Here is a 26276-nt window from a genome sequence, read left to right on the forward strand (position 1 = left end):
GACACGGAAACGTTACTCGCCAACGCCAGCGAAACCTTGAACAGTGCCCGTGAAATGGCCAGCAGCCTGGCTTTTGAGCTTGAGGGCCCACAGCGCAGTTTGCTTCTGGCGATCCATCAACTGCTCGAAATGAGTGGGTTATTGGTCGATCAGGCGTTGGATCAAGTCGCCCCGACCTGACCTAAATCACCCGGTCACCTGGATCGTTCCCACGCTCTGCGTGGGAATGCATACCGTGACGCTCCGCGTCACCCCTACCCGAAACCATAGGGCATGGGACGCGGAGCGTCCGGGGCGGCATTCCCACGCAGAGCGTGGGAACGATCATCAAGCAGCAAGATAAGTGCCTCATATCACCCCGCCACCATCTCACTTCCTGTTCCCTGGCCTTTTTTCTGCATGCAGAGAAACCGTCACGTCCAACCCGCATTATCCGGTCGAGCCGACCTAAGGAAGCATCATCGTGAAAATCAACTGGGCTGAAAACCTGCGCAAGACCGTGCACCAACTGGCCGAGTCCTTGGGAAATCTGTTCGTCGAGACGTTCCACTACCTGGCGTTGTTCGCCATTGGTGCGGTGACCGCCTATGCCGCGGTGATGGAATTTCTGGGGATGCTGGAGACGGGGCACATCAAGATCGATGACATCTTGCTGCTGTTCATCTACCTGGAACTGGGGGCGATGGTCGGGATTTATTTCAAGACCAACCACATGCCGGTGCGTTTCCTGATCTACGTGGCGATCACGGCGCTGACCCGTCTGCTGATTTCCAACGTGTCCCACCACAACCCGCCCGACATCGGCATCATCTACCTGTGCGGTGGGATTCTGCTGCTGGCGTTCGCGATTCTGGTGGTGCGGTATGCGTCGTCGGCATTTCCGTCGGTGAAGGTCGAAGGCCCGCGCCGCAAGGGTGAAGCGAGCCTTGAAACAGAGAAGGGCGAGCTCTAGAACCCTGCGTTGAGCGGCGGCCTGCTGACCGGCGGCCGCTGCAGTACCTGGTGGCTGTCCCCATCGGTCATCACCGCCAATATCTCCATCGCGCTGTGCCCCTGCTCGATCGCAATCCCGAATTGCACACTCTGCACCAGCCGTTTCAGGCGCTGGGGGTCGTTGCGTTGTTCGGCGCTGATCATGCGTTTGGCCACGACGCCGTCTTCATCGGACAGGGTCAGCATGATGCTGCCGTCCAGCCGCTGGATGCTTAAATTGACCCGGTATTTCGGGGCGAAGGTGTCGGTGATGATCTGAAAAGGGTTGTCCATGGTGCGTTACCGCCTGATAAGAACATGCAGTCATTGACGACCGGTGTCGGGATTAGTTCGCGTTTCCTGACCACCGGCCATTCGCTCGCTGAGGTTTTCACAAGGTCCGTTTTCCTCAAGTGCTGTACAGCAAGGGGCGTGCCGTACAGCAATCTGCCTGCCATCAAATTTCCACTGTGGGAGCGGGCTTGCTCGCGAATGCGGTGTGTCAGCCAATGATTACTCGGCTGAACGACCGCTTTCGCGAGCAAGCCCGCTCCCACAGTGGGTGGGTGGTGTTTTTGAGTTCGGTGATCCGTTTCAGGGCATGACCGAAAAAACGATCGCAGACAGCGCAATCAAACCGATCAACACCACAAACACGTTGGACGCCTGGCCCGAGTACTGGCGCAGGGATGGCACTCGGCGGATGGCGTACATCGGCATCAAGAACAACAGGCAGGCGATGATCGGCCCGCCCATGGTTTCGATCATGCCGAGGATGCTCGGGTTGAAGGTGGCCACGGCCCAGCAGGTGAGCACCATGAACAGCGCGGTGCAGCGCTCCAGCCACTTGGCCGACATGCTGCGGTTGCGCCCGCGCAGGGATTTGACGATCAGGCCCTGGAAGCCTTCGCTGGCGCCGATGTAGTGGCCCAGGAAGGATTTGGTGATCGCCACCAGCGCGATCAACGGTGCGGCGTAGGCGATGACCGGGGTCTGGAAGTGGTTCGCCAGGTACGACAGGATCGAGATGTTCTGCGCCTTGGCGGCGGCGAGGTCAGCCGGCGACAGGGCCAGCACGCAGCTGAAGCAGAAGAACATCACCGTCAGCACCATCATGCTGTGGGCCATGGCCAGGATGCCGCTGCTTTTGCGTTCGGCTTGCGGGCCGTACACGCGTTTCTGGTCGACGGCGAAGGCGGAGATGATCGGCGAGTGGTTGAAGGAAAACACCATCACCGGGATCGCCAGCCACAGGGTCTTGAAGAAGGCCGGCAGGGGCATGCCTTCGCTGGCGGAGGCGAAGAACGCACCGTTCCAGTTGGGGATCAGGCTCACCGCCAATAGCAGCAGAGCGGCGACGAAGGGGTACACCAGCACGCTCATGGCCTTGACGATCACGCCCTGGCCGCAGCGCACAATGGCCATCAGGCCGAGGATCAGCACCAGCGACAGGATTGCCCGGGGCGGTGCAGCCAGGTGCAGTTGGTGTTCCATAAAGCTGGTCAGGGTGTTGGTCAGCGCCACGCTGTACACCAGTAAAATCGGGAAGATCGCGAAGAAGTACAGCAGGGTGATCAGCTTGCCGGCGCCGATACCGAAGTGTTCTTCCACCACTTCGGTGATGTCGCCGGATTTGCCCGACAACACAAAGCGCGTCAGCCCACGGTGGGCGAAGAAGGTCATAGGGAAGGCCAGCAGCGCCAGCACGATCAACGGCCAGAAGCCGCCCACGCCAGCGTTGATCGGCAGGAACAAGGTGCCGGCACCGATGGCGGTGCCGTAGAGGCCGAGCATCCAGGTGGTGTCGTGTTTGTTCCAGCCTTGTGTAACGGTGGTCGGCGTCAGGTCTACAGCGGGATTTTCGGCAGCAGGTGTACGTACATCGGTCATCGTTATTGCCTCGTTATTATTTTTGCGCGGGCTCACGTTGGGGCGATCAGGGAATGCTCCTCAGCACTCCACCCAGCTAACGGCCAGGCCGCCCCGTGAAGTTTCTTTGTATTTGTCGTGCATGTCGGCGCCGGTGTCGCGCATGGTGCGGATCACCCGGTCCAGGGAGATGAAGTGTTTGCCGTCGCCGCGCAGGGCCATTTGCGTGGCGTTGATCGCCTTGACCGCGGCGATGGCGTTGCGCTCGATGCACGGCACCTGGACCAACCCGCCAACCGGGTCGCAGGTCAACCCCAGGTTATGTTCCAGGCCGATTTCGGCGGCGTTTTCCAGTTGCTCCGGGGATGCGCCGAGCACGTCTGCAAGGCCGGCAGCGGCCATGGCGCAGGCGGAACCGACTTCGCCCTGGCAGCCGACTTCGGCGCCGGAGATCGAGGCGTTTTTCTTGCAGAGGATGCCGACGGCGGCGGCAGCCAGGAAGAAATTCACCACGTCATCGTCGGACGCGTCCGGGTTGAACTTCATGTAGTAGTGCAGCACCGCCGGGATGATTCCCGCCGCGCCATTGGTCGGCGCGGTGACCATGCGCCCGCCGGCGGCGTTTTCTTCGTTGACGGCGAGGGCGAACAGGTTGACCCATTCCATGGCCGACAAGGTCGAGGTGATGACGTTGGGTTTGCCGATTTCCAGTAGGCTGCGGTGCAGTTTCGCCGCGCGCCGTGGCACATCCAGACCGCCGGGCAGGATGCCTTCGTGGCGCAGGCCTTGTTCGACGCATTCACGCATCACCGACCAGATATGCAGCAGGCCGCTGCGGATCTCGGCATCGCTGCGCCAGGCCCGCTCGTTGGCCATCATCAGCTCGGAAACCCGCAGGCCGTGCTTGTTGCACAAGGCCAGCAGTTCGACGGCGCTCGAAAAGTCGTAGGGCAATTGCACTTCGCTGGTAGGCGCGATACCGGACTCGGCTTCTGCCGCTTCGATGATGAAACCGCCGCCCACCGAGTAGTACGTTTGCTCGCTCAACGGGCCGTTTTCGCCGTAGGCATGCAGGGACATGGCGTTGGGGTGGTAGGGCAGGCTTTCGTCCAGCAGCAGGAGGTCGTGTTGCCAGTTGAAGGCAATCGACGTGCGGCCGCCGAGCAGCAATTGGCCGGACTCGCGCAGTTGCTGGATGCGTGGGCCGATGCTGGTGGGGTCGATGCTGTCTGGCCATTCGCCCATCAGGCCCATCACACAGGCGCGGTCGGTGGCGTGGCCGACACCGGTGGCGGACAGCGAGCCGTACAAACGCACCTCTACGCGACGGGTTTCGTCGAGCAATTGCTGGTCGATAAGCGCTTGGACGAAGGTCGCCGCGGCCCGCATCGGGCCGACGGTATGGGAGCTGGAAGGACCAATGCCCACTTTGAATAGATCGAAAACACTGATAGCCATGCTAAACCCTTACAAGCAATGGAGTAGGAATCGCTGCCATGTTTTGTAGGACAAGCGGAATTGGCGCGATACTGAGCCTCTGGATCGGCACTGACCAACGAATTATCCTAAGACACCCTTTAGCAGGACTAAACCCTATGGCTCGCCCGCTTCATGGCCAGACCTACGTCTGGTTGCACGTTTTTTCCTGCGCGGCACGGCATTTGTCGTTCACCCGTTGCGCCGAGGAACTGCACATCACCCCGGGCGCGGTCAGCCAGCAAATCCGTCAGTTGGAGGAGCGCCTGGGCTTTCGCCTGTTCCATCGGCGCGCACGCGGGGTTGAGCTGAGCGCAGAGGGCCAGCGGTTGGCGATCACCGTGGGCGAGGCCTATGGCAGCATCGATGCCGAGTTGCAGCGGCTGGACGCCGGGATGATCAGCGGCACCTTGCGCCTGCGCTCGATCCCGTCGTTTCTCGGCAAATGGCTGACCCCGCGTTTGCCGCGTTTGCAGCAGCGCTTCCCGGATATCCAGCTGCGCATGGTTGCCGAAGACAGCAGCGTCGCCCTGCACGAGGGCGACTTCGACCTGGCCATCGACCTTAACGACGGCAGCTATCCCGGCTTGTTATCCACAGCCTTGCTGGACGAGCAGATTTTCCCGGTGTGCGCACCGAGCCTGCTGCGGGGGCGACCGCCACTGCATGGCCCCGCTGACCTGGTGCATTTCCCGCTGCTGCACGACATCACTGCCTGGCGTGGGAGTTATGAGTACGCAGAGTGGGAGTTCTACCTGAACGCCATCGGCTATGACGCCGCCGACGTACGGCGCGGGCATACCTTCAACCGCAATCACCTGACCATCGAGGCGGCGATTGCGGGCATGGGCGTGGCGATTGCCCGGCGAACCTTGCTCAATGACGAACTGGAACGCGGCACCTTGATCGTGCCATTCGGCCTCGCCGTTCCCAACCACAAACGCTATGTGCTGCTGTACGCGCCGGGTGCGTTGAGCCATCCGGGCGTGCGGGCGGTGCATGACTGGCTGGTGGAGGAAGCGGAGATTTTTCGCGGATTGCACCCGTTGGGAGAGGGGCAATTGTAAGGAAGTTGGCGGTAAGAAGATGTAACCAACTCCCCACCCTAACAGCGTTTTTGGTTGTAGTCAGGGTTAATTTGTAATGTGGGATTTATCTTTGCAAAGGGGTTGAAATGTTCCTCTGTCTGCTCAATTGTGTAATCAGGAGGTCATGGTTTTCACCCATCCGGTGAAGCAGGAATGGCCTTCGGCGAGCTAGCTGAAATAAGGGAAAACTATGCAAATCCAAGTCAATAGCGATAACCATATTGAAAGCAGCATCCGACTGGAGGAGTGGGTACGTACCACCATTGAGAGCACGCTCGAACGTTACGAAGAAGATCTGACCCGCGTCGAGGTTTACCTGCGGGACGAGAACGGTGACAAGCCCGGCCCACACGATCTGAGTTGCCGACTGGAAGCACGGCCAAAAGGCCATCAACCGCTTTCGGTCCTCCATAAAGCCGATACGCTGGAACAGGCGATCGATGGCGCAGCGACCAAGCTGGAGCATGCCCTGGAGCATCTGTACGGCAAACTGCGCGGCAAACCACGCGCCGCGGGTCAAAGCCTGCCCAATACCAAGGCCGACGAGGCCGAGCTAGAAGAGGAATTCCTGGAAAACGAACAGGCTGCGCTTAACGGCTGATAGCTGATACTTTTTCAACCCCACTGAAAACGGGCCTGCAGATGCAGGCCCGTTTTTTTATGCGCAAAAGGTCAGCGCGGGCTGCGCCGGAAAAAACAGGCGCTCAAGGCCGCCAGTGCGCACGCTCCAACGCCGGCATACAACATGGCCCAGCCCGCACCGTTGCGCAGCGCGGCCTGGGCGATCAGTGGGCCCTGCGGCAACACGTCCAGCTTGCCGGCGGCGATGTCCTGACTGAGGGTGGCCAACTGTGCCGTGCCAGGCAATATGCCAGCCAGGTAATGAGCGATCCCGAGTATCAACACCAACCCCATCAACGCGATATTCAGCGCCAGGGTGATCAGCCGTGCACTGAAGTCGATGCCCGAGGCCATGCCCGCGCGGTCGGATGAAACTGATCCGGTAGTGGTGTTGGTGGTGGGCGAGTTGGTAAACGCCAAGCCGCTGCCGGCAATCCCACAGGCGATCAGGACCCATACCACACTGGGCTGGCCGCTATGATTGATCGCCGCCATTGTCACAAATCCCACGCCCATCAGGCCCAGGCCCAATGGAATGATGCGTTCGGCGCCATAGCGCAGGGCCAGGCGTTCAGCCAGCGGCGGCACCACCAACGTGGGCAGGGTATAGGCGAGCAGGGCGAGCCCGGTGAGCATGGTGTCGTAGCCCAGGCCGGCCTGGAAATACAGCGGCAGGTAGATCATGAAGGGCCAGAAGCTGAAGTTCATGCCGATCGAGCCCATCAGCGCGCCGTTGAAGCGCGGGATGCGAAACACCGAGAAGTCGAACATCGGGTGCGGGCTGCGCCGCTCGACAACCACGAACAACAGCAGGCTGGCCACCGACAACCCGGCCCAGCCGAGCATGGCCGGGGTGGCAAAGCCGCTCTCGGTGCCCTGGGTGATGAAATAGACCAGGGCGAACACTGCCAGGGTGAGGGTGGCCATACCGGCTATATCGAGGCGATGGGCCGCCGGGTCACGGGATTCCTGCACGCTGATGCGCAGCAACACCAGGGTGAACAAGGTCAACGGCACATGCACCAGGAACACCCAGCGCCAATCCGCCACCGCCAGGATCAATGCCCCCACCATCGGCCCGAAACCCAGGCCCACCCCGGCGATCACGCCCCACACCGCAAAGGCCCGGGCCCGGGCCGCCGGCTCGCGGAACTGGTGCGAAAGGATCGCGAACTGGCAGATCATCATCGCCCCGCCTCCCACGCCCTGGACAAAACGCGCCGCGATCAGCGTGGACGCATCGTTGGCCAGCCCGCAGGCCAGCGAAGCCAGCCCGAATACCCACAGGCACAGCACCAGCATGCGTCGGCGGCCAAAACGATCGGCCAATGTGCCGGCGGCCATCAGCACGCTGGTGCAGGCCAGGGTGTAGGCGTTCATGATCCATTGGGCGTCCTGGAAGCCGGTGCCCAGTTGCTGCTCAAGGGTGGGCAGGATGACCGGCACGCTGGAAATCTCCAGCCCGAACATCAGCGCCACCAGGCACACGGCGGTGAGCGCAAGGCCGTCCCGGGCGGTACGTGGCGGGTTGATGGCGGATACAACGGCGTCGGGTGGCATGGCCTCTTCCTTTCAATGGGGGAAGGTGTCATTTTCACGGGAATCTGATTCTTTATTAGCGATACTTCTTCCTGTGATAAGGGAATATAGGGCGACAAACGATCATGGCCACTCCGCGTTTTGATGGTGTTGAACTGTTTTTGCAGATCGTCGAGAGCGGCAATCTGACGGAGGCCGCCGAACGGCTGAACCTCACGCGCTCGGCGGTGGGCAAAGGCCTGGCGCGGCTGGAGGCGCGGTTGGGGACGTCGCTGTTGCAACGCTCCACCCGGCGCCAGCGTTTGACCGAGGACGGGCAGGCCTATTACGAGCATTGCCTGCGTGCACTGGCAGAGCTGGAAGCGGCTGAATCCGTGCTGGAAAGTGGCCGCCAGCAGCCACGAGGGCGGTTACGGGCGAGCCTGCCTTTGGCATTCGGCCACCACTATGCGGCGCCTGCGTTGTGGGGGCTGATGGACCGTTTTCCACAACTGGAGATTGAAATTTCCTTTTCCGACCGACTGATCGACCTGGTCCAGGAAGGCTTCGACCTGGCGGTGCGAATTGGCGTATTGCCTGACACCGACCGCTTGAGTGCACGTCGCCTCGGCGAACAGGCGATTGCCTTGGCGGCGTCACCCGCGTACTTGCAGCGCACACCTCGGATTGACTCCATCGACGACCTGGCCGGGCACCGGGGCATTGCCTATCGCAGCAATGCCCCGCACCGCGAGCGAGTCGCCTCGCCGTTGATCCTCGATGACCTGCAGGCCGTGGCCGATGCCGCCATCGCCGGGGTCGGCCTGGCCTGGTTGCCCAGTTGGCTGATCGCCCACTACGTGTTGCGCGGGCAATTGCAGGCGGTGCTGCCGGGCCACCGCGAGCAACCGATGCCGATCCATGTCATCTGGCCCACGGCGACGCACATGCCGGCCAAGACCCGGTGCGCCATCGACGCGTTGGTGGCCGGCACACCGTCGTGCCTGGCGGGCAGTTGATCAGAACGCGATGGACGTCTGCACATACAGCGTGCGCGGCTCGCCGACGTATTTGCCCTTGTTGTTATCGTCAAACGAGCGGGTGTAGTACTGTTTGTTGAAGATGTTTTTCACACCCACCGCCACGTTCAAATCCGACAGCTGCGGGCCAAAGTCGTACGCCGCGCGGCTGCTGAACAGCATGTAGCCAGGAATGCGTCCGGTGCTGCCATCAGCACTTTCTGCTTCAGTGTTGGCGTTGTCGGCAAACTGGCTGCTCTGGTAGCTGCTGTCCACGTTCAACTTCCAGCGACCTTCGGTGTAACCCACACCCAGGGTGCCCTTGTGCTTGGAGGAGAAGGGTACGCGGTTGCCTTTGTTCGGGCCGTCTTCGCGGATGGTGGCGTCGACGTAGGCGTAGGTGGCGTACACATCAAAACCGGCGAGCGCCGGGCTCAAGCCGTCGAGGGCGTAGTTGATGCTGGACTCGATGCCCTGATGGCGGGTTTCGCCGCGGGCGATCACGGTGTCGTTGGTCTGGTTGCTGTCGTACTGGTTGTCGAAGTTGATCAGGAACGCGCCGATTTCGGCCCGCAGGGTGCCATTGTCGTAACGGGTACCGAGTTCCCAGGTGCGGGCTTTTTCCGGCTTCACTTCGCCACTGGTCACGCGGTTGGGCATCTGGCTGTACTGCACGCTGCCGAACGAACCTTCGGTGTTGGCGTAGAGGTTCCAGTCGTCGGTCAGGTGGTAGAGCACGTTCAGCGCCGGCAGGGCGGTGTTGTAGTCGCCTTTGTATTTGACGTTGCTGAGGTTGTTGGTCTGCTGGGACTCGATCATCTCGTAGCGGATGCCCGGAGTGATGGTCCACTTGCCGATATCTATCCGGTCGTCGACGAAGAACGCATTGGCTTCGGTGCTGCCTCGGGTGTCGCGGTCGTTGCGGCTGTCGGTGGTCGGCAGTTGCTGATTGGCGGAAATCGGCGTGCGGTAGCGCAGTTCGTGGCCGGCCTCGTTGATGTAGCGGTAGCCCACGCCGACTTCGTGGCTGGTTGGGCCGAGGTCGAAGCCTTGGGCGAAACGGGTTTCCAGGCCGCGTACCCAATACTCGCGGGGCGACAGGGAGAGGAAGTTGCCCTGGTCCAGGTAACCGCTGCGCAGGGTGGTGGTGAAGAAGCTGTTGACCGTGAATTCCCGGCGATCTTCCTGGTAGCGATAGCCCGCGTTGAACATGGTACGCCGGCCCCAGAACTGGTCGTAGGGGCGGGTGGACTGATACGGGTCGGCCTTGTAGGCCGCAGTGCTCAAACCACCGGGCATATCGGCTTTGCCTTCGTAGTACTGCGCCATGGCGTTGAAGCTGTTGGCGTCGTCCAGCTGGTATTTGCCCTTGAGGATCAGGTCGTCGATGCGGGTGTCGCTGTTCTCGCGCCAATCACCACCACGGGTGCCGGAATACAGGATCGCGCCGCCCAGGCCGTTGTCCGCCGTGCCGCCGGCCAGCAGGTTGCCGGTGGTCTTGAAGCCATCGTGGCTGGAAGACGGGCTGGTTTCGGTTTGCAGGCCGCCTTTCACCGTTGGCGCATCGGGAATCGCGCGGGTGACGAAGTTGACGATGCCGCCGACGTTCTGCGGGCCATAACGCACTGCGCCGCCGCCGCGTACCACGTCCACGGCATCCATGTTGCCCATGCTGATGGGCGCGAACGACAACTGTGGCTGGCCATACGGTGCGAACGGCACCGGGATGCCGTCCATCAATACCGTGGAGCGTGAGGCCAGGCGTGGGTTGAGCCCGCGAATGCCGAAGTTCAGCGCCATGTCGTGGCTGCCGGTGCCGTTGTTTTCCGGGGCGTTGACCCCGGGAATGCGGTTGAGCACATCGCGAGCCTGGGTGGCGCCCTGGCGTTCGAATTCTTCGCGGCGGATCACGTCCCGCGCGCCCGGGTGTTCGAAGACGTTGGTTTGCGCCGCGTCCCCCAGCCAGTCGCCGACCACGTTGGAGGTGCCCAATTCGAGGGTGGCCGGAGCATTCGCCGGTTGCAGGCTGAAGGCGTTGTTGCCCTCGGCGCGGGCTTGCAGGCCGGTGCCTTTGAGCAACGCATTCAAGCCTTCTTCAGCGGTGTAGTTGCCCGACAGGCCTTGGCTTTGCACGCCGGCGGTCACGTCGGAGCCAAACGAAATCAGCACGCCGGCTTCACGGCCAAACTGGTTCAACGCCGCTTCAAGTGATGTAGGGGCGATGCGATAGGGTTTGGCATCGGCCGCCATCACGTAGGGCACGGCGCTGAAACTGAGGCTGGCCCCCAGCAACAAGTGGCGCAGGGTGCGGGCGAGGGGCGTCAGGCGAGTCGATTGCTGGGGCATGAAGTGCGGTCCTGAGAAGGTAGGATCAAGGTGGCTTTCCTTCTCTGTCACGCGAGGTGCGGAAAACGGCTCACGGGGTTTGAAAATATTTCAGGCACGGGCTTCGACAGTGACCCAGTAGCGGGTAAACCGCCGGACCCTGACCGGCAGGCTGACTTGCAGCAGGTCCAGGATTCGTTCGCTGTCGTCCAGCGGGTAGCTGCCGGAAATCAGCAGGTTGGCCACCTGCGGGTCGCAATTGAGCTGGCCACGGCGATAACGGCTCAATTCGGCGAGGAAATCTTCCAGGCGCATGTGGGCCGCCACCAGCATGCCGTCGGCCCAGGCGCCGCTGCCGGCGTCGGTGGGGCGGGCGGTGTCCCAGCCTTTGCGGGTGAAATTGACCTGATGGGCTTTCTCCACCGACAACGGCAAACCGCTATAGGTGTTGGGCATCACGTCAACGTGCCCATCAAACACCGCCAGTTGTGTGTGATCGTTGAATTGCCGCACGTTCAGCCGCGCGGCCTGGGCGCTGAGCAGGCCCTGGGAAGTGATGACCCGCAGCGGGGCGTTGCCGGGTTTGGCGGTCAGCAGGATTTCGCCTTCGAGCAGGCGGATCAAGCGTTGTTGACCCTCAAAATGCACATCCACCGCACTGCCGGTGTTGAGCTGCAACTGGCTGCCATCCGCCAGCTGGAACTTGCGCCGTTGGCCGATGGGGCTGCGGTAGTCGGCACTCAACGGCGGCAATATATGTTGCTGGCGCAAACCCCAGGCCGCTGCCGACCCGGCGCCGAGTATCAGCAACAACTTCAGGGCCTGACGACGACTGTTGGATTTCGGTGCATTCAAGGCGGCGTGGGCCAGGGGTGATGGCATCCCGCGCAAGCGCTGGTTCACTCGCTGGATGTGCTCCCAGGCCCGCTGATGTTCGCTGTGGGCGTCCAGCCACTGTTGCCAGGCCGCCTGTTTGCGTGGGTTGAGCGGGCCCTGCTGCATTTCCATCAGCCAGTGCACCGCTTGTTCGGCGACTTGCGTTGAGAAACTCATAGGGCGAAGTAGCAGCGCATCGCCGCTTTATTCAGATGGCGCTTGACCGTGGCGATGGAGATGCCCAGTTCCGCGCCGATTTGCGCATAGGTCAGGCCGTCGAGCTGGGACAGCAGGAACGCGCGTTTGACCAGGGGTGCCAGGCCATCCAGCAACTGGTCCAGCTCCATCAGGGTTTGCAGGATGATTGCCCGCTCTTCCTCCGACGGCGCCACGTGTTCGGGCATTTGCGCCAGGGCGTCGAGGTAGGCGCGCTCCAGGTCCTGGCGGCGGTAATGGTTGCACAGCACACGCTTGGCGATGGTGGTGAGGAAGGCGCGAGGTTCGATCAGTGTCGGTGTTTCCCGTGCGGTGAGCACGCGGATGAAGGTGTCCTGGGCCAGGTCGGCGGCGCTTTCCGGGCAGCCGAGCTTGCGTCGCAACCAGCCGGTGAGCCAGTGGTGATGGTCGTGGTACAGGACTTCGACGGTGTTGGACGGCTGCAACGCGCACACTCCGGCAGCATGGGCATGCTTTAGAGAACAAGAATTGTTCGCATTGTAGGGCGCGCAGGCGGGTTCGGCAATTGCCAGTGATGCGTTCTCTTTTGCTTATGAGAACCTTTATCATTAATATTGCGCACTGACGAACCTGGCGCCTTGTGCATGAAACGCAAAACCTCACTTCCCGTTTCCTACCGTCTTGCCGTGACTTCGCGGGTGCTGGCGGCTGTGGTCGGCGGTTACCTGCTGGCCTCGCTGGCCAGCGTGTGCATGACGCTGTGGCTGCCCACCAGCCGCGCCGATGCGGTGATCAGCGGCATGCTGAGTTCGTTTGTGTTCTACCTGTTGGCGGTCATCTGGTGCTTCGCCTGCCGCACGGCCTGGCGCGCCTGGTTTGGCGTGTTGCTGCCCAGCGCGATAATGGCCACGTTCGCCGGGTTGGCGTACTGGATGGCGCGCACATGAAAGAGGGCTTCCGCCAGGCCATGGCCTGGTTGCACACCTGGGCCGGGCTGATCTTTGGCTGGCTGCTGTTTGCGATTTTCCTGACGGGCACCCTGTCGTATTTCAAGGACGAAATTACCCACTGGATGCAGCTCGAAGTGCAGGCGCATCCCGTCGATGACGCCCGTAGCCTGGCCGCCGCCCAAACCTATCTGCAACACCAGGCGCCCAATGCCGCGCGCTGGTTTATCACCTTGCCGAGCAACCGTGAGCCGGGCCTGTCGGTGATGTGGCAAGACAAGGTCGACCCGGGCAAACGCGGCAATTTCGTCGAAAAACTCCTCGATCCCGTCAGCGGCCAGCAGGTCCAGGCCCGGGAAAGCATGGGCGGCGAATTCTTCTATCGTTTCCACTTCCAGCTGCAAATGCCCTATCCGTGGGGGCGCTGGCTGTCGACCATCGCCGCGATGGTGATGTTCGTGGCGTTGATCACCGGGATCATCACCCACAAGAAAATCTTCAAGGACTTCTTCACCTTCCGCCCGCGCAAGGGCCAGCGTTCCTGGCTCGACGGGCACAACGCCGTGGGCGTGCTGGTGTTGCCGTTCCACTTGATGATCACCTACAGCAGCCTGGTGATTTTCATGAGCATGGTGATGCCGGCGAGCATCCTCGCTTCCTACGGCAACGACACCCGTGCGTTCTTCAACGATGTGTTTCCGGCCACCGACAATGCGCCGGCCCTCGGCCAGCCGGGGCAATTGCTGCCACTGGGCCCGATGTACGAGCAGGCGCGCGAGCAATGGGCCGGCGGGCATGTCGGACGGCTGGTGGTGAATAATCCAAGCGATGTAAACGCCTCGGTCAATGTGTTCCGCGCCGGGTCGGATCGAGTGGTGCATGACTTTGGCAGCACCGTCTCATTCAACGGCACTACCGGCGAACTGTTGCGGGTGAGCGGCGAGCAGTCGCTGCCGGCGGCGATTGGTGGCAGCTTCTACGGTTTGCACATGGGCCATTTCGCCGGCCCGGTATTGCGCTGGCTGTATTTCATCTGCGGCCTCGCGGGCACGGCAATGATCGGCACCGGGCTGGTGATGTGGCTGGGCAAGCGTCAGCTCAAGCACACCAAAACCGGTGTGATGCCCTTTGAGCTGCGGCTGGTGGAAGTGCTGAACATCGCCAGCATGTCCGGCTTGATGATCGCCATCGCTGCATTCTTCTGGGCCAACCGCCTGTTGCCGGCCAGCTTTGCCGGGCGCTCGGACTGGGAAGTACAAGCCTTCTTTATTGCCTGGGGCTTGAGCGTCGTGCACGCGATTGTTCGCCAGGGGCGCCGCGGCTGGGTTGAGCAATTGAGTGTGGGCGCGCTGCTGTTTATCGGCGTGCCGGTGCTCAACGCGCTGACCACGACCCAGCATTTGGGTGTGACCCTGGCCAACGGCGACTGGGCCATGGCCGGCTTCGACCTGACGTGCCTGGGCAGCGGTGTGTTCCTCGCCTGGGCTGCCTGGAAAATGCAGCACCGCCGCGTCCCTCAGCCCAAGGCCGAACGTGCCCGGCCATTGACCCTCAAGGGCGAGGTGAACTGAATGCTCCTGGCGCTATTGCTGTGTTACGCAGGGTTTACCGCGTTGTGCCTGTCCATGGACCGGCACCATGGCGAACTGCTGCACAGTAAACCTTCGCCTCGTCGGCGCCTGGGTTTGCGCGTGGGCGGCTGGCTGCTGTTGATTGTCTCGATCTGGCCGGCGGTGCTCGCGACCGGGTGGAGCCAGGGGTTGGTGGAGTGGTGCGCGGTCTTGATGCTCAGCGGGTTGTTGCTGGTGTTGCTGTTGCCGTATCGGCCAAGGCTGGCCTTGATCCTGGCGGGCCTCGGCCTGCTGGCCAGCCCGGTTGCGGCCTTCGCGACCCTTTGAGTCCACCGTTGATGATCACCACGCCCCCCGAACACCCAGAGCAGCACGCAGACGCGGCGGGCGGACGGGCGCATTTCCTGCAGGTGTTCCTGTCCCAGCGCTCGCAGATGGAAGCGCTGGTCAGCCGCCGCGTGGGCTGCCGTGCGACGGCGGCGGACCTGGTGCAGGATTTGTTCCTGCGCTTCTGGCGCCGGCCGCTGGTGCAGGTCGAGGAACTCAGCACCTACCTGCTGCGCTGCGCCGGCAATATCGCCATCGACCACCTGCGCAGCGAAGGCGCCCGGGTGCGCAGCAGCGAAGGCTGGCTGCCGGAACAACAGGATAACCAGGGCTGCGAACCCCAGGCCGCGCTGGAGGCGGGCAATGATCTGCGTCACGTTGAAGCAGCCTTGCGCAGCCTGCCGGAACGTACCCGGCAGATTTTCCTGCTCAACCGCATCCATGGCCGCAAGTACGCGGAAATCGCCAAGGCCATGGGCCTGTCCCAAAGCGCCGTGGAAAAACATATGATGCGTGCCCTCGAAGCCTGCAAGGCCAGCCTTCGTGAACCATCGCCAAGGAAAGCCCCGTGAACGCCACTGCCCGCGTCACCCCGACGCCCGACCAGGAACAGGCCGCACTGGCCTGGTTGAGCCTGTTGCATGACCAACCCAGCAGTGGCGACCAGGCCACGTTCAGCCGTTGGCTGCGGGCCGATCCTGCGCATGTGGAAGCCTACGCCCAGGCCCAGGTGCTGTGGGAATTGAGTGAAGTACCGGCCAGAACGTTGGCGGATGAGGATGCCCTGGCGCTGCAGGGTTACTTGAACGCGATGAATACCTCGAAACGCTCCAGCGTGCGGCGCTGGTCTGGTGCCCTGGCCATGGCCGCCTGCCTGCTGGTGATGATCTCGATGGGCGCCGGCTGGCAGCCGTCACGCTGGGTCGATGACTTCGGCGCGGATTACGTCACCGCGCCGGGTGAGGTGAAGACCGTGACCCTGGCCGATCAAAGCCAGGTCACCCTGGACGCCGACAGTGCGATCGCAGTGGATTTCAAGCATGGCGAGCGCCATATCCAGCTACGCCGTGGCGCCGGTTTTTTCAGTGTGACCCACACTGGCGAATCCTTTGTGGTCGAGGCCGGCAGCGGCGAAGCACGGGTGCTCGGCACGCAGTTTGAGGTGCGCCTGCAACCGGCAGGTGCGCAGGTGACGGTGTTGTCCGGTCGGGTTGGGGTAACGCCGTCGAAGTATGCTCAGCAACAGATTCTGACGGCCGGCCAGCAAGTGGCCTACGCCGACGGTGTCGCCGATGAGCTGCACGCGGTCGACAGCGAGTCGCGCCTGGCCTGGCGCGATGGTTGGCTCAACTACTACAAGGCGCCGCTGGCCGATGTGGTGCAAGACCTCGGCCGCTACTATCCGGGGCGCATTCTGCTGCTCAACGAAGACCTCGGCGCCCGGCGTGTCAGCGGCAGTTTCCCGAGCAAGGACCCCCAGGCGGTGCTCAATGCGTTGCAGGCGGTCTTGGGGTTTGAACAACACTCGCTGCTCGGTCGGATGATCGTATTGCGCTAGATACAGAGCGCTACGCCGCAATGGCGTGGCGCTGTCATTACTTGCACCACCTTCCCTTGAAAATCCCCATGCCTTGGCACATCCGTGTGTGTGGACCTTTCATTTAACCTTCATCGCAATCGCCAAAACCTGTAACCAAATCGTTACGTGATGCACGGATGATCCTCGGATTCCTGAGCAGGTGGTCAGGAAGATTGGCGGCGCTGTTCACCCGGCCGAGATCGCCAATACCTCCCCCATAACAACAGATAGATGCATGTAAGGGATCTACTCGTGACCTACAACAAACTCTATGCCCTGCTTTTAGCATCGGGCCTGGGCGGCTTTGCGCCGCTGGTTCTGGCAGACGATTCCCAGGATGTCGGTTCGGTGCACGTCGCCGGCGAACGTACCCTGGGCACCGGCCACATGATTCAGGAAGAAAGTGCCAAGGCCCGGTCCACGGTGACCAAGGAAGCCATGGACGAAATGTCCCCGACGGCCAACGCCATCGACAAGCTCAAGTACACCCCGGGCATCAACGTTTCCAACGACGACGCCAGCGGCATGAGCGGCACCAGCTTCACCATGCGCGGCATGAACTCCGACCAGGTCGGGGTTTCCATGGACGGCGTGCCGATCAACGACTCCGGCAGCTACGGTGTTTACGCCAACCAATTGGGCGACCCGGAAAACGTCGGCGAAGTATTTGTCACCCAGGGCTCCTCGGAAGCGGACGGCCCGCACATTGGTTCCAGCGGCGGCAACATCGGCATGATCACCATTCGGCCGACCAAGGAGCCGGGGCTGTTCGTCAAGCAATCCATGGGTTCGAACAACCTGACAAAGTCCTTCGCCCGTATCAACACCGGCGACCTCGGCGGCTTCAAGACCTGGGTGTCGGCCTCTCACACCGAGGGCGACAAGTGGCGCGGCAAGGGCACCTTGCGGGGCGACAAGGTGGAGTGGAGCACGCTGTTCGAAGACGACAACGGCAACACCAGCAACTTCACCATGAAGTACAACACCCAGGAAAACTACAACTACAACACGCTGAGCAAGAGCCAGTTCCAGCAACAGGGCCGCCGCCTGGATTACGCGGAAACCCCGGTCTACAAAAACGGCTTGCTGTCGTCTTCCTACAAGCTCAACCGCAACCCATTTGAAAGTGTCATGACCACCTTCACCCAGCGCTGGCGCCTGCGTGATGACCTGGCCCTGACGGTTGCGCCTTACTACTACTGGGGCAACGGCGGCAGTTTCAGCGGCCAGACCGCGACCAACCTGGGGCCGAAGTCCGACAAGAGTGGCAACTACGACCTGAGCAACCTCAAGTCGGCCAACTACTATCGCCCCTCGTGGACCGAAACCTGGCGCCCTGGCGTGACGGTCAAAATGAAATGGGACATCAACGAGGAACACAGCCTGGATTACGGCTACTGGTACGAGCGCGCTCGCCAGCGCCAGACCCAGCCGTATATCGGGATCAACAGCGAAGGTGCACCGGACGACGTCTGGGGCGATTACAACAGCGGCGGCCAGGTGGTCGACAAGAACGGCAAGACCGTTCAGGGGCGTCATCAATACACCGTGACCCCGGCCCAGAAGCTGTGGGTGCAGGACAGCTGGCAAGCCACGCCAGACCTGAGCTTTGTCGGCGGGCTGGCGTACCAGTACGTCGAACGTGACGGCGACAACCTCGGTAGCCTGTACGACAAGCCGGAAAAGCGTAACGCCCGCTACCATCAGTTCCTGCCGAACTTCAGCGCCAAGTACCAGGTCGACGAGAGCAACCAGGCGTTCTACAACGTCACTCGCAACATGCGCACACCGCAGAACTACGTGCTGTACAACAAGGGTGATTCCCTCAACCTCAACCCCGAGCTGAGCTGGAACCAGGAACTGGGCTGGCGCTACACCGAAGAGAAAATGGCCCTCAGCGCCACCCTGTTCTACATCACCTTCAAGGACCGTCAGCTGTCGACCACCGACTTGAACGGTGACTACGTGATGGCCAACGTCGGTGACGTGACCAACAAAGGCCTGGAGTTGGAGTGGAGCGGCCTGCTGCCGTACAACTTCAACTACTACGCGTCGTACACCTATACCAAGTCCGAGCAGCAGGACGACTTTGTCAGCAAGAACGTGTTGTTGCCGACCAAGGGCAACCAGTTGGCCAACGTGCCGGAAAACATGCTCAACCTGGTGTTTGGTTACGACGACAAGCGCTACTACGGCAACATTGCCGGCAAGTATGTCGGGGCGTTCTACGGTGATTTGACCAACAACGAGAAAATCTCCGGGCGCACCGTGTTTGATCTCAACGCCGGTATCTACCTGCCGGTGGACAAGAAGGTCTTCAAGTCGGCCGCGCTGCGCTTCTCGATGCTCAATGTGTTTGATAAGGAATACTTGAGCTCGGCGCGCACCGTGTCGTTCAACTCGGCGCCGGTGAATGGCCTGGCGGCCAGCTCGGCGTATTACAACGTAGGTGAGGAGCGTACGGCGATGGTTTCCCTGGAGGCCAATTTCTAACGCGTACGCAAACTCAATGTGGGAGCGGGCTTGCTCGCGAAAGCGGTGGATCAGTCGCCAGATGTATTGACTGAACCAGCGCATTCGCGAGCAAGCCCGCTCCCACATTTGATCTGCGGTATTTTACAGAGTGAGTTACTTCAGCGCCGCCATGATCGCTTCCGGGTTGTAGTCGCGAATCAGCGTGCCGTTCACGTCCACAAACGGAATCCCGCCGCCCCCCAACGCCTCGTACGCCTTGCGCGCCTGGGCGTCCTTCTCGATATCGAACGCCTGGTAGGGAATCCCCTTGGAATCCAGAAAACGCCGGATCTGTTTGCAGTAGCCGCACCACTCGGTGGAATACAGCACCACGCGCGCTGCCGCGCGTGTCTGCTCCGGTACCACCTGGGAGGGGTTGAACAACCGCTCGATCTTGCCCCAGTTCTGGAAAACCACCACCACCAGCAACACCAGCAGGACTTTCTTCAGAACCCCGCCCAGCATCAGTTGCGACGCTTGAGCTGGTCGGTCAGTTGGGTCGGCAGGCCCTTGATGATCAAGGTGCCGGCGGCTTCGTCGTATTCGATCTTGTCGCCCAGCAGGTGCGCTTCAAAGCTGATGGACAAGCCTTCGGCACGCCCGGTGAAACGGCGGAACTGGTTGAGGGTGCGTTTATCCGCCGGGATTTCCGGCGACAGGCCGTAGTCCTTGTTGCGGATGTGATCGTAGAAGGCTTTTGGCCGATCTTCATCGATTAACCCGGACAGCTCTTCCAGGCCCATCGGCTCGCCGAGCTTGGCCTGGCTGCTGGCGTAGTCCACCAGGGTCTTGGTTTTCTCGCGGGCGGATTCGTCCGGCAGGTCTTCGCTCTCGACGAAATCGCTGAAGGCCTTGAGCAGGGTGCGGGTCTCGCCTGGGCCGTCGACGCCTTCCTGGCAGCCGATAAAGTCGCGGAAGTACTCCGAGACCTTCTTGCCGTTCTTGCCCTTGATAAACGAGATGTACTGCTTGGATTGCTTGTTGTTCTGCCACTCGGACACGTTGATGCGCGCGGCGAGGTGCAGTTGGCCAAGATCCAGATGGCGCGACGGCGTCACGTCCAGCTGGTCGGTCACGGCCACGCCTTCACTGTGGTGCAGCAGGGCGATCGCCAGGTAATCGGTCATGCCCTGTTGATAGTGGGCAAACAGTACGTGGCCGCCGGTGGAGAGGTTGGACTCCTCCATCAGCTTCTGCAGGTGTTCCACCGCAATGCGGCTGAAGGCGGTGAAATCCTTGCCGCCGTCGAAATACTCCTTCAACCAGCCGCTGAACGGGTGCGCGCCGGACTCGGCATGGAAAAAGCCCCAGGCCTTGCCTTGTTTGGCGTTGTAGCTCTCGTTGAGGTCGGCGAGCATGTTCTCGATCGCGGCCGACTCGGCAAGCTCGGAGTCGCGGGCGTGGAGAACTGCGGGTGTGCCGTCGGGTTTTTTGTCGATCAGGTGGACGATGCAATGACGGATCGGCATGGGCTTCTCGGCTGGTTGAAGGGGAGGGGTGGGGCTCCCGGAAAAAGTCGCCAGTGTACCGCACCCGCTGGGGATGGCGCTGTTCGGAGGGCGTTTTGAGCGCTATCCGACGGGCCATATGCCTTTTTTTCACGGTTTAGAGCGATAAAGCTGACCAAATGGGTATGTTGAGGCGGATATTTCCCCGTCTCTGTGCTAGTTTTGCCCCGTCTTACGCGCAGTCTGGGCGTTAAGCGTGCATTCAGCATTTGTCAGGTCGAACCAAACCCGGTTTCAGGTATCTATAAACCCGATCTTCGTGGTTATAGCCCTTGGGTGCCAGGCCTTGATGGCAGGGCTCGATGGCTGACACTGCACTCTGCAATCCAAATGAATTTGATAGGGAAGGAACACCACAATGGCTATTACTAAAGACCAACTGATCGCTGATCTGGCTGAAGCTGTAGACGCACCGAAAACCACCGTGCGTGCTCTGCTGGACCAACTGAGCCAGATCGTTGCTGATCAGCTGGAAAACGGCGGCGAAATCACTCTGCCAGGCGTTGGCAAACTGAAAGTGACCGAGCGTCCTGCCCGTACTGGCCGTAACCCTTCGACTGGCGCTGCCATCGAAATCGCTGCCAAGAAAGTTATCAAGCTGGTTGTGGCCAAAGGCCTGACCGACGCTGTTAACAAGTAAGACGCAGCAAAAAAAACCGTGCTCCGGAGCGATCCGGGCACGGTTTTTTGTTGCCTGCGATTTATCAGTCTTTACGGGCCCAACGCTGGCGCCACACCTGTTGCTCGCTCGGGGTCTGGAACGTCCAGGCGACGAAGCGGCTCTGCTTCTGGCCCTGGGACATCTCCACTACCTGGCTTTCCAGCACACCGGCCTTTTTCAGCGCTGTCTGGATCGCCGGCAAGTTCGACGCTTTCGACACCAGCGTGCTGAACCACAGCACCTTGTGCTGGAAATGCGCGCTTTCAGCGATCAGTTGCGTCACGAACCGCGCTTCACCGCCTTCACACCACAATTCCGCCGACTGGCCACCGAAGTTCAGCACCGGCAACTTGCGTTTCGGATCAGCCTTGCCCAGTGCGCGCCATTTACGTTCGCTGCCCTTGGTCGCTTCATCCATGGACGCGTGGAAGGGCGGGTTGCACATGGTCAGGTCAAACCGCTCGCCTGGCTCCAGCAAGCCCAGCAGGATCTGCTTGGGGTTGGTTTGCTGGCGCAGCTGGATGGCCTTGTTCAGCCCGTTGGACTGCACGATCGCCTTGGCGGCGGCCACGGCCGTCGGGTCGACTTCCGAGCCGAGGAAATTCCAGCGGTACTCGCTGTAGCCAATCAACGGATAGACGCAGTTGGCGCCCATGCCGATGTCCAGCACCTTCACCGGCGCGCCACGGGGGATCACGCCTTCGTTGACGCTCGCCAGCAGGTCGGCGAGGAAGTGCACGTAGTCGGCACGCCCCGGTACCGGTGGGCACAGGTAGTCAGCCGGGATATCCCAGTGATTGATGCCGTAGAACGCCTTGAGCAACGCCCGGTTGAACACCCGCACCGCGTCTGGGCTGGCAAAGTCGATGCTTTCCTTGCCGTACGGGTTGATGATCACGAATTGCGCCAGTTCGGGCGTGGTCTTGATCAGCGCCTGGAAGTCGTAACGGCCCTGGTGGCGGTTACGCGGGTGCAAGGTGGCCTCTTTGCGCGGAACGACGGGCTTGGCCGGCGTACTGGATTTTGGCTTCTTGCGCGGTGCTTTGGGTGTGCTGGGGGCGGTCATGGGCTGCGTCGATTCTGCGTTTGTTTCAAAAGTGGCGGGTATTGTCACACATTCCTTGGTCGAACTCGGTCAAATGTGGGAGCTGGCTTGCCTGCGATGCAGGCGACTCGGTGTATCTGCCAGACCGAGGCGATGCCATCGCAGGCAAGCCAGCTCCCACATTGATCGGGTTTCCAAAGAGAAATAGCGGTGTTTTTCCAAGCAAAAAAAAGAGACCCGAAGGTCTCTTTTTCCGCACGGGCAGCCCCTTACAGGCTGGAAATCCGCGCGTGTTGCTCCGCCAGCTTGCCCAAAGCCTGTTCAGCCTCAGCCAGTTTGGCGCGTTCTTTCTCGATCACTTCAGCCGGAGCCTTGTCGACGAACGCCGCGTTGGACAGCTTGCCGCCCACCCGCTGCACTTCGCCTTGCAGGCGCAGGATTTCCTTGTCCAGGCGCGCCAGTTCGGCACCCTTGTCGATCAGGCCGGCCATCGGCACCAGCACTTCCATCTCGCCCACCAGTGCAGTGGCGGACAGCGGTGCTTCTTCGCCAGCGGCCAATACGGTGATCGACTCCAGCTTCGCCAGCTTCTTGAGCAGCGCGTCGTTCTCGGTGAGGCGACGCAGGTCTTCGCTGCTGGCGTTCTTCACGAACACGGCCAGTGGCTTGCCCGGACCGATATTCATCTCGGCGCGGATGTTGCGCGTACCCATCATCAGGGTCTTGAGCCACTCGATATCGCTTTCGGCTGCCTCGTCAATGCGGGCTTCGTTGGCCACCGGCCAAGGTTGCAGCATGATGGTCTTGCCGTCTTTGCCCGCCAGCGGCGCGATGCGCTGCCAGATTTCTTCGGTGATGAACGGCATGAACGGATGCGCCAGGCGCAACGCCACTTCCAGTACGCGCACCAGGGTTTGACGGGTGCCGCGCTGACGTTCGATCGGCGAGTTCTCGTCCCACAGCACGGGCTTGGACAGTTCCAGGTACCAGTCGCAATACTGGTTCCAGATGAACTCGTACAGGGCCTGTGCCGCCAGGTCGAAGCGGAACTGGTCGAGTTGACGGGTCACTTCGGCTTCGGTGCGCTGCAGCTGGGAGATGATCCAGCGGTCTGCCAGGGTCAGCTCGATGGCCTCGCCGTTCTGGCCGCAGTCTTCGCCTTTATCCAGCACGTAGCGCGCGGCATTCCAGATCTTGTTGCAGAAGTTGCGATAGCCTTCGACGCGGCCCATGTCGAACTTGATGTCGCGACCGGTGGACGCCAGCGAGCAGAAGGTAAAGCGCAGGGCATCGGTGCCGTAGCTGGCGATGCCATCGGCGAACTCGTCGCGGGTCTGCTTCTCGATCTTCTTCGCCAGTTTCGGCTGCATCAGGCCCGAGGTGCGTTTCTGCACCAGGGTTTCCAGGTCGATGCCGTCGATGATGTCCAGCGGGTCCAGGACGTTGCCCTTGGACTTGGACATCTTCTGGCCCTGGCCATCACGCACCAGGCCGTGCACGTACACGGTCTTGAACGGTACCTGCGGGGTGCCGTCTTCGTTCTTCACCAAGTGCATGGTGAGCATGATCATCCGGGCAACCCAGAAGAAAATGATGTCGAAGCCGGTGACCAGCACGTCGGTGGAATGGAATTTCTTCAGGAATTCGGTCTGTTGCGGCCAGCCGAGGGTGGAGAACGTCCACAGCCCCGAGCTGAACCAGGTGTCCAGTACGTCGTTGTCCTGTTGCAGCGCCACGTCCGCGCCAAGGTTGTGCTTGGCACGGACTTCGGCTTCGTCGCGGCCCACGTAGACCTTGCCGGACTCGTCGTACCAGGCCGGAATCCGGTGGCCCCACCACAGCTGGCGGCTGATGCACCAATCCTGGATGTCACGCATCCACGAGAAGTACATGTTTTCGTACTGTTTCGGCACGAACGCGATGCGGCCGTCTTCCACGGCAGCGATCGCGGGCTCAGCCAGCGGCTTGGTGGACACGTACCACTGGTCGGTCAGCCAGGGCTCGATGATGGTGCCGGAGCGGTCGCCTTTCGGCACCTTCAGGGCGTGGTCATCAACGCTTACCAGCAGGCCGGCGGCGTCGAAGGCTGCAACGATTTGCTTGCGCGCCTCAAAACGGTCGAGGCCGGCGTATTCAGCCGGGATCTTGCCGTCGATGCTCTCGTTCAGCGTGCCGTCGAGGTTGAACACCTGGCAGGCTGGCAGAACAGCGGCGTTTTTGTCGAAGATGTTCAGCAGCGGCAGGTTGTGGCGCTTGCCGACTTCGTAGTCGTTGAAATCGTGGGCCGGGGTGATTTTCACGCAGCCGGTGCCGAATTCAGGGTCGCAGTAGTCATCCGCGATAATCGGGATGCGACGGCCAACCAGCGGCAGCTCGACGAACTTGCCGATCAGCGCCTGGTAGCGTTCGTCGTTCGGGTTAACCGCGACGGCGGCATCACCAAGCATGGTTTCCGGACGGGTGGTGGCGACGATCAGGTAATCATTGCCTTCGGCGGTCTTGGCGCCGTCAGCCAACGGGTACTTGAGGTTCCACAGGAAACCTTTCTCGTCGTGGTTTTCCACTTCAAGGTCGGAAATCGCCGTGTGCAGCTTGGTGTCCCAGTTGACCAGGCGCTTGCCGCGGTAGATCAGGCCGTCTTCATGCAGGCGCACGAAGGCTTCCTTCACGGCTTCCGACAGGCCGTCGTCCATGGTGAAGCGCTCGCGGCTCCAGTCGACGGAGGAGCCCAGGCGACGGATCTGACGGCTGATATTGCCGCCGGACTGATCCTTCCATTCCCAGATTTTCTCGAGGAATTTCTCGCGGCCCAGGTCGTGACGGTTCTGGCCGGTGGCTTCCAGTTGGCGTTCCACCAGCATCTGGGTGGCGATACCGGCGTGGTCTGTACCTGGTTGCCATAGGGTATTGCGACCCTGCATGCGGCGGAAACGAATCAGGGCATCCATGATCGCATTGTTGAAGCCATGGCCCATGTGCAGGCTGCCAGTGACGTTCGGTGGCGGAATCATGATGGTGTAGGCATCGCCCGCGCCTTGCGGAGCGAAATAATTCTCGGACTCCCAGGTCTGGTACCAGGAAGTTTCAATAGCGTGCGGCTGGTAGGTCTTATCCATGCGCGGCGGGACCCTAGTTGGCATTAATTCAGGAAAGCCAACAAGTATAACGGGGGATAGGGGAGAGGGGTAGGAGCGAGCTTGCTCGCGAAAAACCTGAGGGCGGCGCGTTCATTCAGGATGTACGCGTTATCGTTCACGCCCTTCGCGAGCAAGCCCGCTCCCACAGGGGATATGTGTCAGCCTTAGTTCTGGTACTGGCTCAACAACCGTTCCATGCGCGCATCCAGCCGGCGCTTGATCTCGGTTTCGATATGCGGGGCAAAATCGTCGATCACGTCTTGCATGATCAGTTGCGCGGCGGCGCGCAGTTCGTTGTCCAGGTGCAGCAGCAGGGCGTCGGGGGCTTTTTCGGCGGCCGGTCCGGCAACAGCCGCAGCCGGCGCAGCTTGTACCACGGGCGTTTCGACAGGTTCCGGCGTAACCGGCTTGCCACCCACCATATCGAACAGCAGGGGAATTTGTACGTCACCGTTGACCGCATCGGTCAGCAATGGCGGTTGCAGGTCATCATCACCGAGCAGCTTGCGGATCGACTCAAGGTCGTCCAGCAGGTGGTCAGAGTCTTTTAGCGGGTTTGGAGTGTCCATCGTGTGCTCAAAGTCGTTGTAGCCGGTGATCTTGCAGAGAATAGCCCTGTTCGCGGTAGAAACGGAAACTCTCCCGCGCGGCCTGACGAATAGCCGGGTCTTCCACCACCACTTCCGCCACGCGGGCGAAACCCTTGGCGAAGGCCGGTACTTTCAGGTCAAGGTTGACCAGCAGGTCTGTGTGATCGCCGCAGCTGTCGCCCAAACCCAGTACCACCAGGCCTTCCGGTTCTGATTCGGCGGGACCGTGGGGCACGAAGCTTTCGCCCTTGAAGCGCCACAGGCGGGCGTCGAGGTCGTCACGCTGGGCGGCATCGCTGCAATGCAGGTAGATACGGTGGCCCATGCGCCAGGCTTTTTCGGTGAGCTTGCAGGCAAAGTCCAGGCGCGCGGAAGGATCGGCGCTGGGCAATATATAGAAGTCGACTTGGGTCATTGCGGTTCCTGAGCCCCGGGCGGCTTTACAGGCGCCCGGGG

At 61.3% G+C, this 26276-nt stretch carries 25 protein-coding genes; 12 read left to right on the top strand and 13 right to left on the bottom strand.

Annotated features, from left to right (window positions below; all coding sequences use genetic code 11):
• Both JV201_RS04460 and JV201_RS04465 read left to right on the top strand, forming a co-directional pair.
• On the top strand, positions 1–180 hold a 180-nt coding region (locus JV201_RS04460), incomplete at its 5' end, for a DUF6124 family protein (protein ID WP_219406566.1).
• Positions 181–463: 283 nt separating this feature from the next.
• On the top strand, positions 464–952 hold the full coding sequence (locus JV201_RS04465) for a phosphate-starvation-inducible protein PsiE (protein WP_003212783.1): 489 nt from the start codon (positions 464–466) through the stop codon (positions 950–952).
• Here JV201_RS04465 and JV201_RS04470 read toward each other — a convergent pair.
• From JV201_RS04470 to JV201_RS04480, 3 genes are all read right to left on the bottom strand, one after another.
• Positions 949–1266 (bottom strand): DUF3509 domain-containing protein, encoded by a 318-nt coding sequence (locus JV201_RS04470; RefSeq protein ID WP_003212781.1) that lies wholly within the window; start codon positions 1264–1266, stop codon positions 949–951. The genes JV201_RS04465 and JV201_RS04470 overlap by 4 nt on opposite strands.
• A gap of 300 nt (positions 1267–1566) precedes the next feature.
• Positions 1567–2862 (bottom strand): serine/threonine transporter, encoded by a 1296-nt coding sequence (locus tag JV201_RS04475; protein ID WP_177020374.1) that lies wholly within the window; start codon positions 2860–2862, stop codon positions 1567–1569.
• 60 nt (positions 2863–2922) lie between these two features.
• A complete protein-coding gene (locus tag JV201_RS04480; protein WP_008438553.1) occupies positions 2923–4299 on the bottom strand; it encodes an L-serine ammonia-lyase in 1377 nt (458 codons plus the stop codon).
• A 137-nt stretch (positions 4300–4436) separates the two neighbouring features.
• Here JV201_RS04480 and JV201_RS04485 point away from each other — a divergent pair, with 137 nt between their 5' ends.
• Positions 4437–5384, top strand: coding sequence for a LysR substrate-binding domain-containing protein (locus tag JV201_RS04485; protein ID WP_003212775.1), 948 nt, complete (start codon positions 4437–4439; stop codon positions 5382–5384).
• 211 nt (positions 5385–5595) lie between these two features.
• Entirely contained in the window at positions 5596–6006 is a 411-nt protein-coding gene (locus JV201_RS04490) for an HPF/RaiA family ribosome-associated protein (protein ID WP_003212772.1), read from the top strand.
• 71 nt (positions 6007–6077) lie between these two features.
• Here JV201_RS04490 and JV201_RS04495 read toward each other — a convergent pair whose 3' ends face one another.
• A complete protein-coding gene (locus tag JV201_RS04495) occupies positions 6078–7586 on the bottom strand; it encodes an MFS transporter (protein ID WP_219406567.1) in 1509 nt (502 codons plus the stop codon).
• A 104-nt stretch (positions 7587–7690) separates the two neighbouring features.
• Between JV201_RS04495 and JV201_RS04500 the strand changes: the two genes are divergently transcribed.
• The gene (locus tag JV201_RS04500) at positions 7691–8563 is read left to right on the top strand and encodes a LysR family transcriptional regulator (protein WP_219406568.1); all 873 of its coding nucleotides are present in this window, start codon (positions 7691–7693) and stop codon (positions 8561–8563) included.
• Here the strand turns inward: JV201_RS04500 and fecA are convergent, their stop codons facing one another.
• The 3 genes from fecA to JV201_RS04515 all read right to left on the bottom strand — a co-directional run bounded on the left by fecA (position 8564) and on the right by JV201_RS04515 (position 12426).
• Entirely contained in the window at positions 8564–10909 is a 2346-nt protein-coding gene (fecA, locus tag JV201_RS04505; protein WP_219406569.1) for a TonB-dependent Fe(3+) dicitrate receptor FecA, read from the bottom strand.
• Positions 10910–10999: 90 nt separating this feature from the next.
• Positions 11000–11941, bottom strand: a complete 942-nt coding sequence (locus JV201_RS04510) for a FecR domain-containing protein (RefSeq protein ID WP_177008186.1) — start codon at positions 11939–11941, stop codon at positions 11000–11002.
• A complete protein-coding gene (locus tag JV201_RS04515; protein ID WP_177035647.1) occupies positions 11938–12426 on the bottom strand; it encodes a sigma-70 family RNA polymerase sigma factor in 489 nt (162 codons plus the stop codon). The genes JV201_RS04510 and JV201_RS04515 overlap by 4 nt, the downstream gene beginning before the upstream one ends.
• 159 nt (positions 12427–12585) lie before the next feature.
• Between JV201_RS04515 and JV201_RS04520 the strand changes: the two genes are divergently transcribed.
• From JV201_RS04520 to JV201_RS04545, 6 genes are all read left to right on the top strand, one after another.
• The gene (locus JV201_RS04520; RefSeq protein WP_003212759.1) at positions 12586–12888 is read left to right on the top strand and encodes a DUF3649 domain-containing protein; all 303 of its coding nucleotides are present in this window, start codon (positions 12586–12588) and stop codon (positions 12886–12888) included.
• Positions 12885–14459 carry a PepSY domain-containing protein gene (locus JV201_RS04525; RefSeq protein WP_219406570.1) on the top strand — a complete coding sequence of 525 codons (1575 nt, stop codon included), beginning with the start codon at positions 12885–12887 and terminating at the stop codon, positions 14457–14459. Before JV201_RS04520 ends, JV201_RS04525 begins: the two co-directional genes overlap by 4 nt.
• A complete protein-coding gene (locus JV201_RS04530; RefSeq protein ID WP_003212755.1) occupies positions 14460–14786 on the top strand; it encodes a DUF3325 domain-containing protein in 327 nt (108 codons plus the stop codon).
• Between the two features lie 11 nt (positions 14787–14797).
• Positions 14798–15358 (top strand): RNA polymerase sigma factor, encoded by a 561-nt coding sequence (locus JV201_RS04535; protein WP_003212753.1) that lies wholly within the window; start codon positions 14798–14800, stop codon positions 15356–15358.
• The gene (locus JV201_RS04540; protein ID WP_003212751.1) at positions 15355–16344 is read left to right on the top strand and encodes a FecR family protein; all 990 of its coding nucleotides are present in this window, start codon (positions 15355–15357) and stop codon (positions 16342–16344) included. Before JV201_RS04535 ends, JV201_RS04540 begins: the two co-directional genes overlap by 4 nt.
• 273 nt (positions 16345–16617) lie before the next feature.
• Positions 16618–18858: a TonB-dependent receptor gene (locus JV201_RS04545; RefSeq protein WP_219406571.1), complete on the top strand. Its 2241-nt coding sequence runs from the start codon at positions 16618–16620 to the stop codon at positions 18856–18858.
• A 135-nt stretch (positions 18859–18993) separates the two neighbouring features.
• Here the strand turns inward: JV201_RS04545 and JV201_RS04550 are convergent, their stop codons facing one another.
• A complete protein-coding gene (locus JV201_RS04550; protein ID WP_003212747.1) occupies positions 18994–19344 on the bottom strand; it encodes a glutaredoxin family protein in 351 nt (116 codons plus the stop codon).
• The gene (gene yejK / locus JV201_RS04555; protein ID WP_003212745.1) at positions 19344–20348 is read right to left on the bottom strand and encodes a nucleoid-associated protein YejK; all 1005 of its coding nucleotides are present in this window, start codon (positions 20346–20348) and stop codon (positions 19344–19346) included. Before yejK ends, JV201_RS04550 begins: the two co-directional genes overlap by 1 nt.
• 397 nt (positions 20349–20745) lie before the next feature.
• Here yejK and JV201_RS04560 point away from each other — a divergent pair, with 397 nt between their 5' ends.
• Complete coding sequence (locus JV201_RS04560; protein ID WP_003212743.1) at positions 20746–21027, top strand: HU family DNA-binding protein; 282 nt, start codon at positions 20746–20748, stop codon at positions 21025–21027.
• Positions 21028–21091: 64 nt separating this feature from the next.
• Here JV201_RS04560 and rlmF read toward each other — a convergent pair whose 3' ends face one another.
• From rlmF to JV201_RS04580, 4 genes are all read right to left on the bottom strand, one after another.
• A complete protein-coding gene (gene rlmF / locus JV201_RS04565; protein ID WP_003212741.1) occupies positions 21092–22114 on the bottom strand; it encodes a 23S rRNA (adenine(1618)-N(6))-methyltransferase RlmF in 1023 nt (340 codons plus the stop codon).
• Between the two features lie 248 nt (positions 22115–22362).
• Positions 22363–25209, bottom strand: coding sequence for a valine--tRNA ligase (locus JV201_RS04570; RefSeq protein ID WP_219406572.1), 2847 nt, complete (start codon positions 25207–25209; stop codon positions 22363–22365).
• A 185-nt stretch (positions 25210–25394) separates the two neighbouring features.
• Positions 25395–25799 carry a DNA polymerase III subunit chi gene (locus tag JV201_RS04575; RefSeq protein ID WP_219406573.1) on the bottom strand — a complete coding sequence of 135 codons (405 nt, stop codon included), beginning with the start codon at positions 25797–25799 and terminating at the stop codon, positions 25395–25397.
• Between the two features lie 7 nt (positions 25800–25806).
• Positions 25807–26235: a DNA polymerase III subunit chi gene (locus tag JV201_RS04580; protein ID WP_102605183.1), complete on the bottom strand. Its 429-nt coding sequence runs from the start codon at positions 26233–26235 to the stop codon at positions 25807–25809.
• Positions 26236–26276: the final 41 nt, after the last annotated feature.

It is taken from the genome of Pseudomonas sp. Colony2 (assembly GCF_019382755.1).
In the GTDB taxonomy this organism is placed as follows: Bacteria; Pseudomonadota; Gammaproteobacteria; order Pseudomonadales; family Pseudomonadaceae; genus Aquipseudomonas.

Excerpts from the sequence above, each read along its gene's own strand:
- fecA (WP_219406569.1), bottom strand. The coding sequence starts at position 10,909 with ATGCCCCAGCAATCGACTCGCCTGACGCCCCTCGCCCGCACCCTGCGC.
- JV201_RS04485 (WP_003212775.1), top strand. The coding sequence starts at position 4,437 with ATGGCTCGCCCGCTTCATGGCCAGACCTACGTCTGGTTGCACGTTTTT.
- JV201_RS04560 (WP_003212743.1), top strand. The coding sequence starts at position 20,746 with ATGGCTATTACTAAAGACCAACTGATCGCTGATCTGGCTGAAGCTGTA.
- JV201_RS04510 (WP_177008186.1), bottom strand. The coding sequence starts at position 11,941 with ATGAGTTTCTCAACGCAAGTCGCCGAACAAGCGGTGCACTGGCTGATG.
- JV201_RS04475 (WP_177020374.1), bottom strand. The coding sequence starts at position 2,862 with ATGACCGATGTACGTACACCTGCTGCCGAAAATCCCGCTGTAGACCTG.
- JV201_RS04550 (WP_003212747.1), bottom strand. The coding sequence starts at position 19,344 with ATGCTGGGCGGGGTTCTGAAGAAAGTCCTGCTGGTGTTGCTGGTGGTG.
- JV201_RS04525 (WP_219406570.1), top strand. The coding sequence starts at position 12,885 with ATGAAAGAGGGCTTCCGCCAGGCCATGGCCTGGTTGCACACCTGGGCC.
- yejK (WP_003212745.1), bottom strand. The coding sequence starts at position 20,348 with ATGCCGATCCGTCATTGCATCGTCCACCTGATCGACAAAAAACCCGAC.
- JV201_RS04575 (WP_219406573.1), bottom strand. The coding sequence starts at position 25,799 with ATGGACACTCCAAACCCGCTAAAAGACTCTGACCACCTGCTGGACGAC.
- JV201_RS04480 (WP_008438553.1), bottom strand. The coding sequence starts at position 4,299 with ATGGCTATCAGTGTTTTCGATCTATTCAAAGTGGGCATTGGTCCTTCC.
- JV201_RS04500 (WP_219406568.1), top strand. The coding sequence starts at position 7,691 with ATGGCCACTCCGCGTTTTGATGGTGTTGAACTGTTTTTGCAGATCGTC.
- JV201_RS04495 (WP_219406567.1), bottom strand. The coding sequence starts at position 7,586 with ATGCCACCCGACGCCGTTGTATCCGCCATCAACCCGCCACGTACCGCC.
- JV201_RS04520 (WP_003212759.1), top strand. The coding sequence starts at position 12,586 with ATGAAACGCAAAACCTCACTTCCCGTTTCCTACCGTCTTGCCGTGACT.
- rlmF (WP_003212741.1), bottom strand. The coding sequence starts at position 22,114 with ATGACCGCCCCCAGCACACCCAAAGCACCGCGCAAGAAGCCAAAATCC.
- JV201_RS04535 (WP_003212753.1), top strand. The coding sequence starts at position 14,798 with ATGATCACCACGCCCCCCGAACACCCAGAGCAGCACGCAGACGCGGCG.
- JV201_RS04570 (WP_219406572.1), bottom strand. The coding sequence starts at position 25,209 with ATGGATAAGACCTACCAGCCGCACGCTATTGAAACTTCCTGGTACCAG.
- JV201_RS04490 (WP_003212772.1), top strand. The coding sequence starts at position 5,596 with ATGCAAATCCAAGTCAATAGCGATAACCATATTGAAAGCAGCATCCGA.
- JV201_RS04470 (WP_003212781.1), bottom strand. The coding sequence starts at position 1,266 with ATGGACAACCCTTTTCAGATCATCACCGACACCTTCGCCCCGAAATAC.
- JV201_RS04530 (WP_003212755.1), top strand. The coding sequence starts at position 14,460 with ATGCTCCTGGCGCTATTGCTGTGTTACGCAGGGTTTACCGCGTTGTGC.
- JV201_RS04580 (WP_102605183.1), bottom strand. The coding sequence starts at position 26,235 with ATGACCCAAGTCGACTTCTATATATTGCCCAGCGCCGATCCTTCCGCG.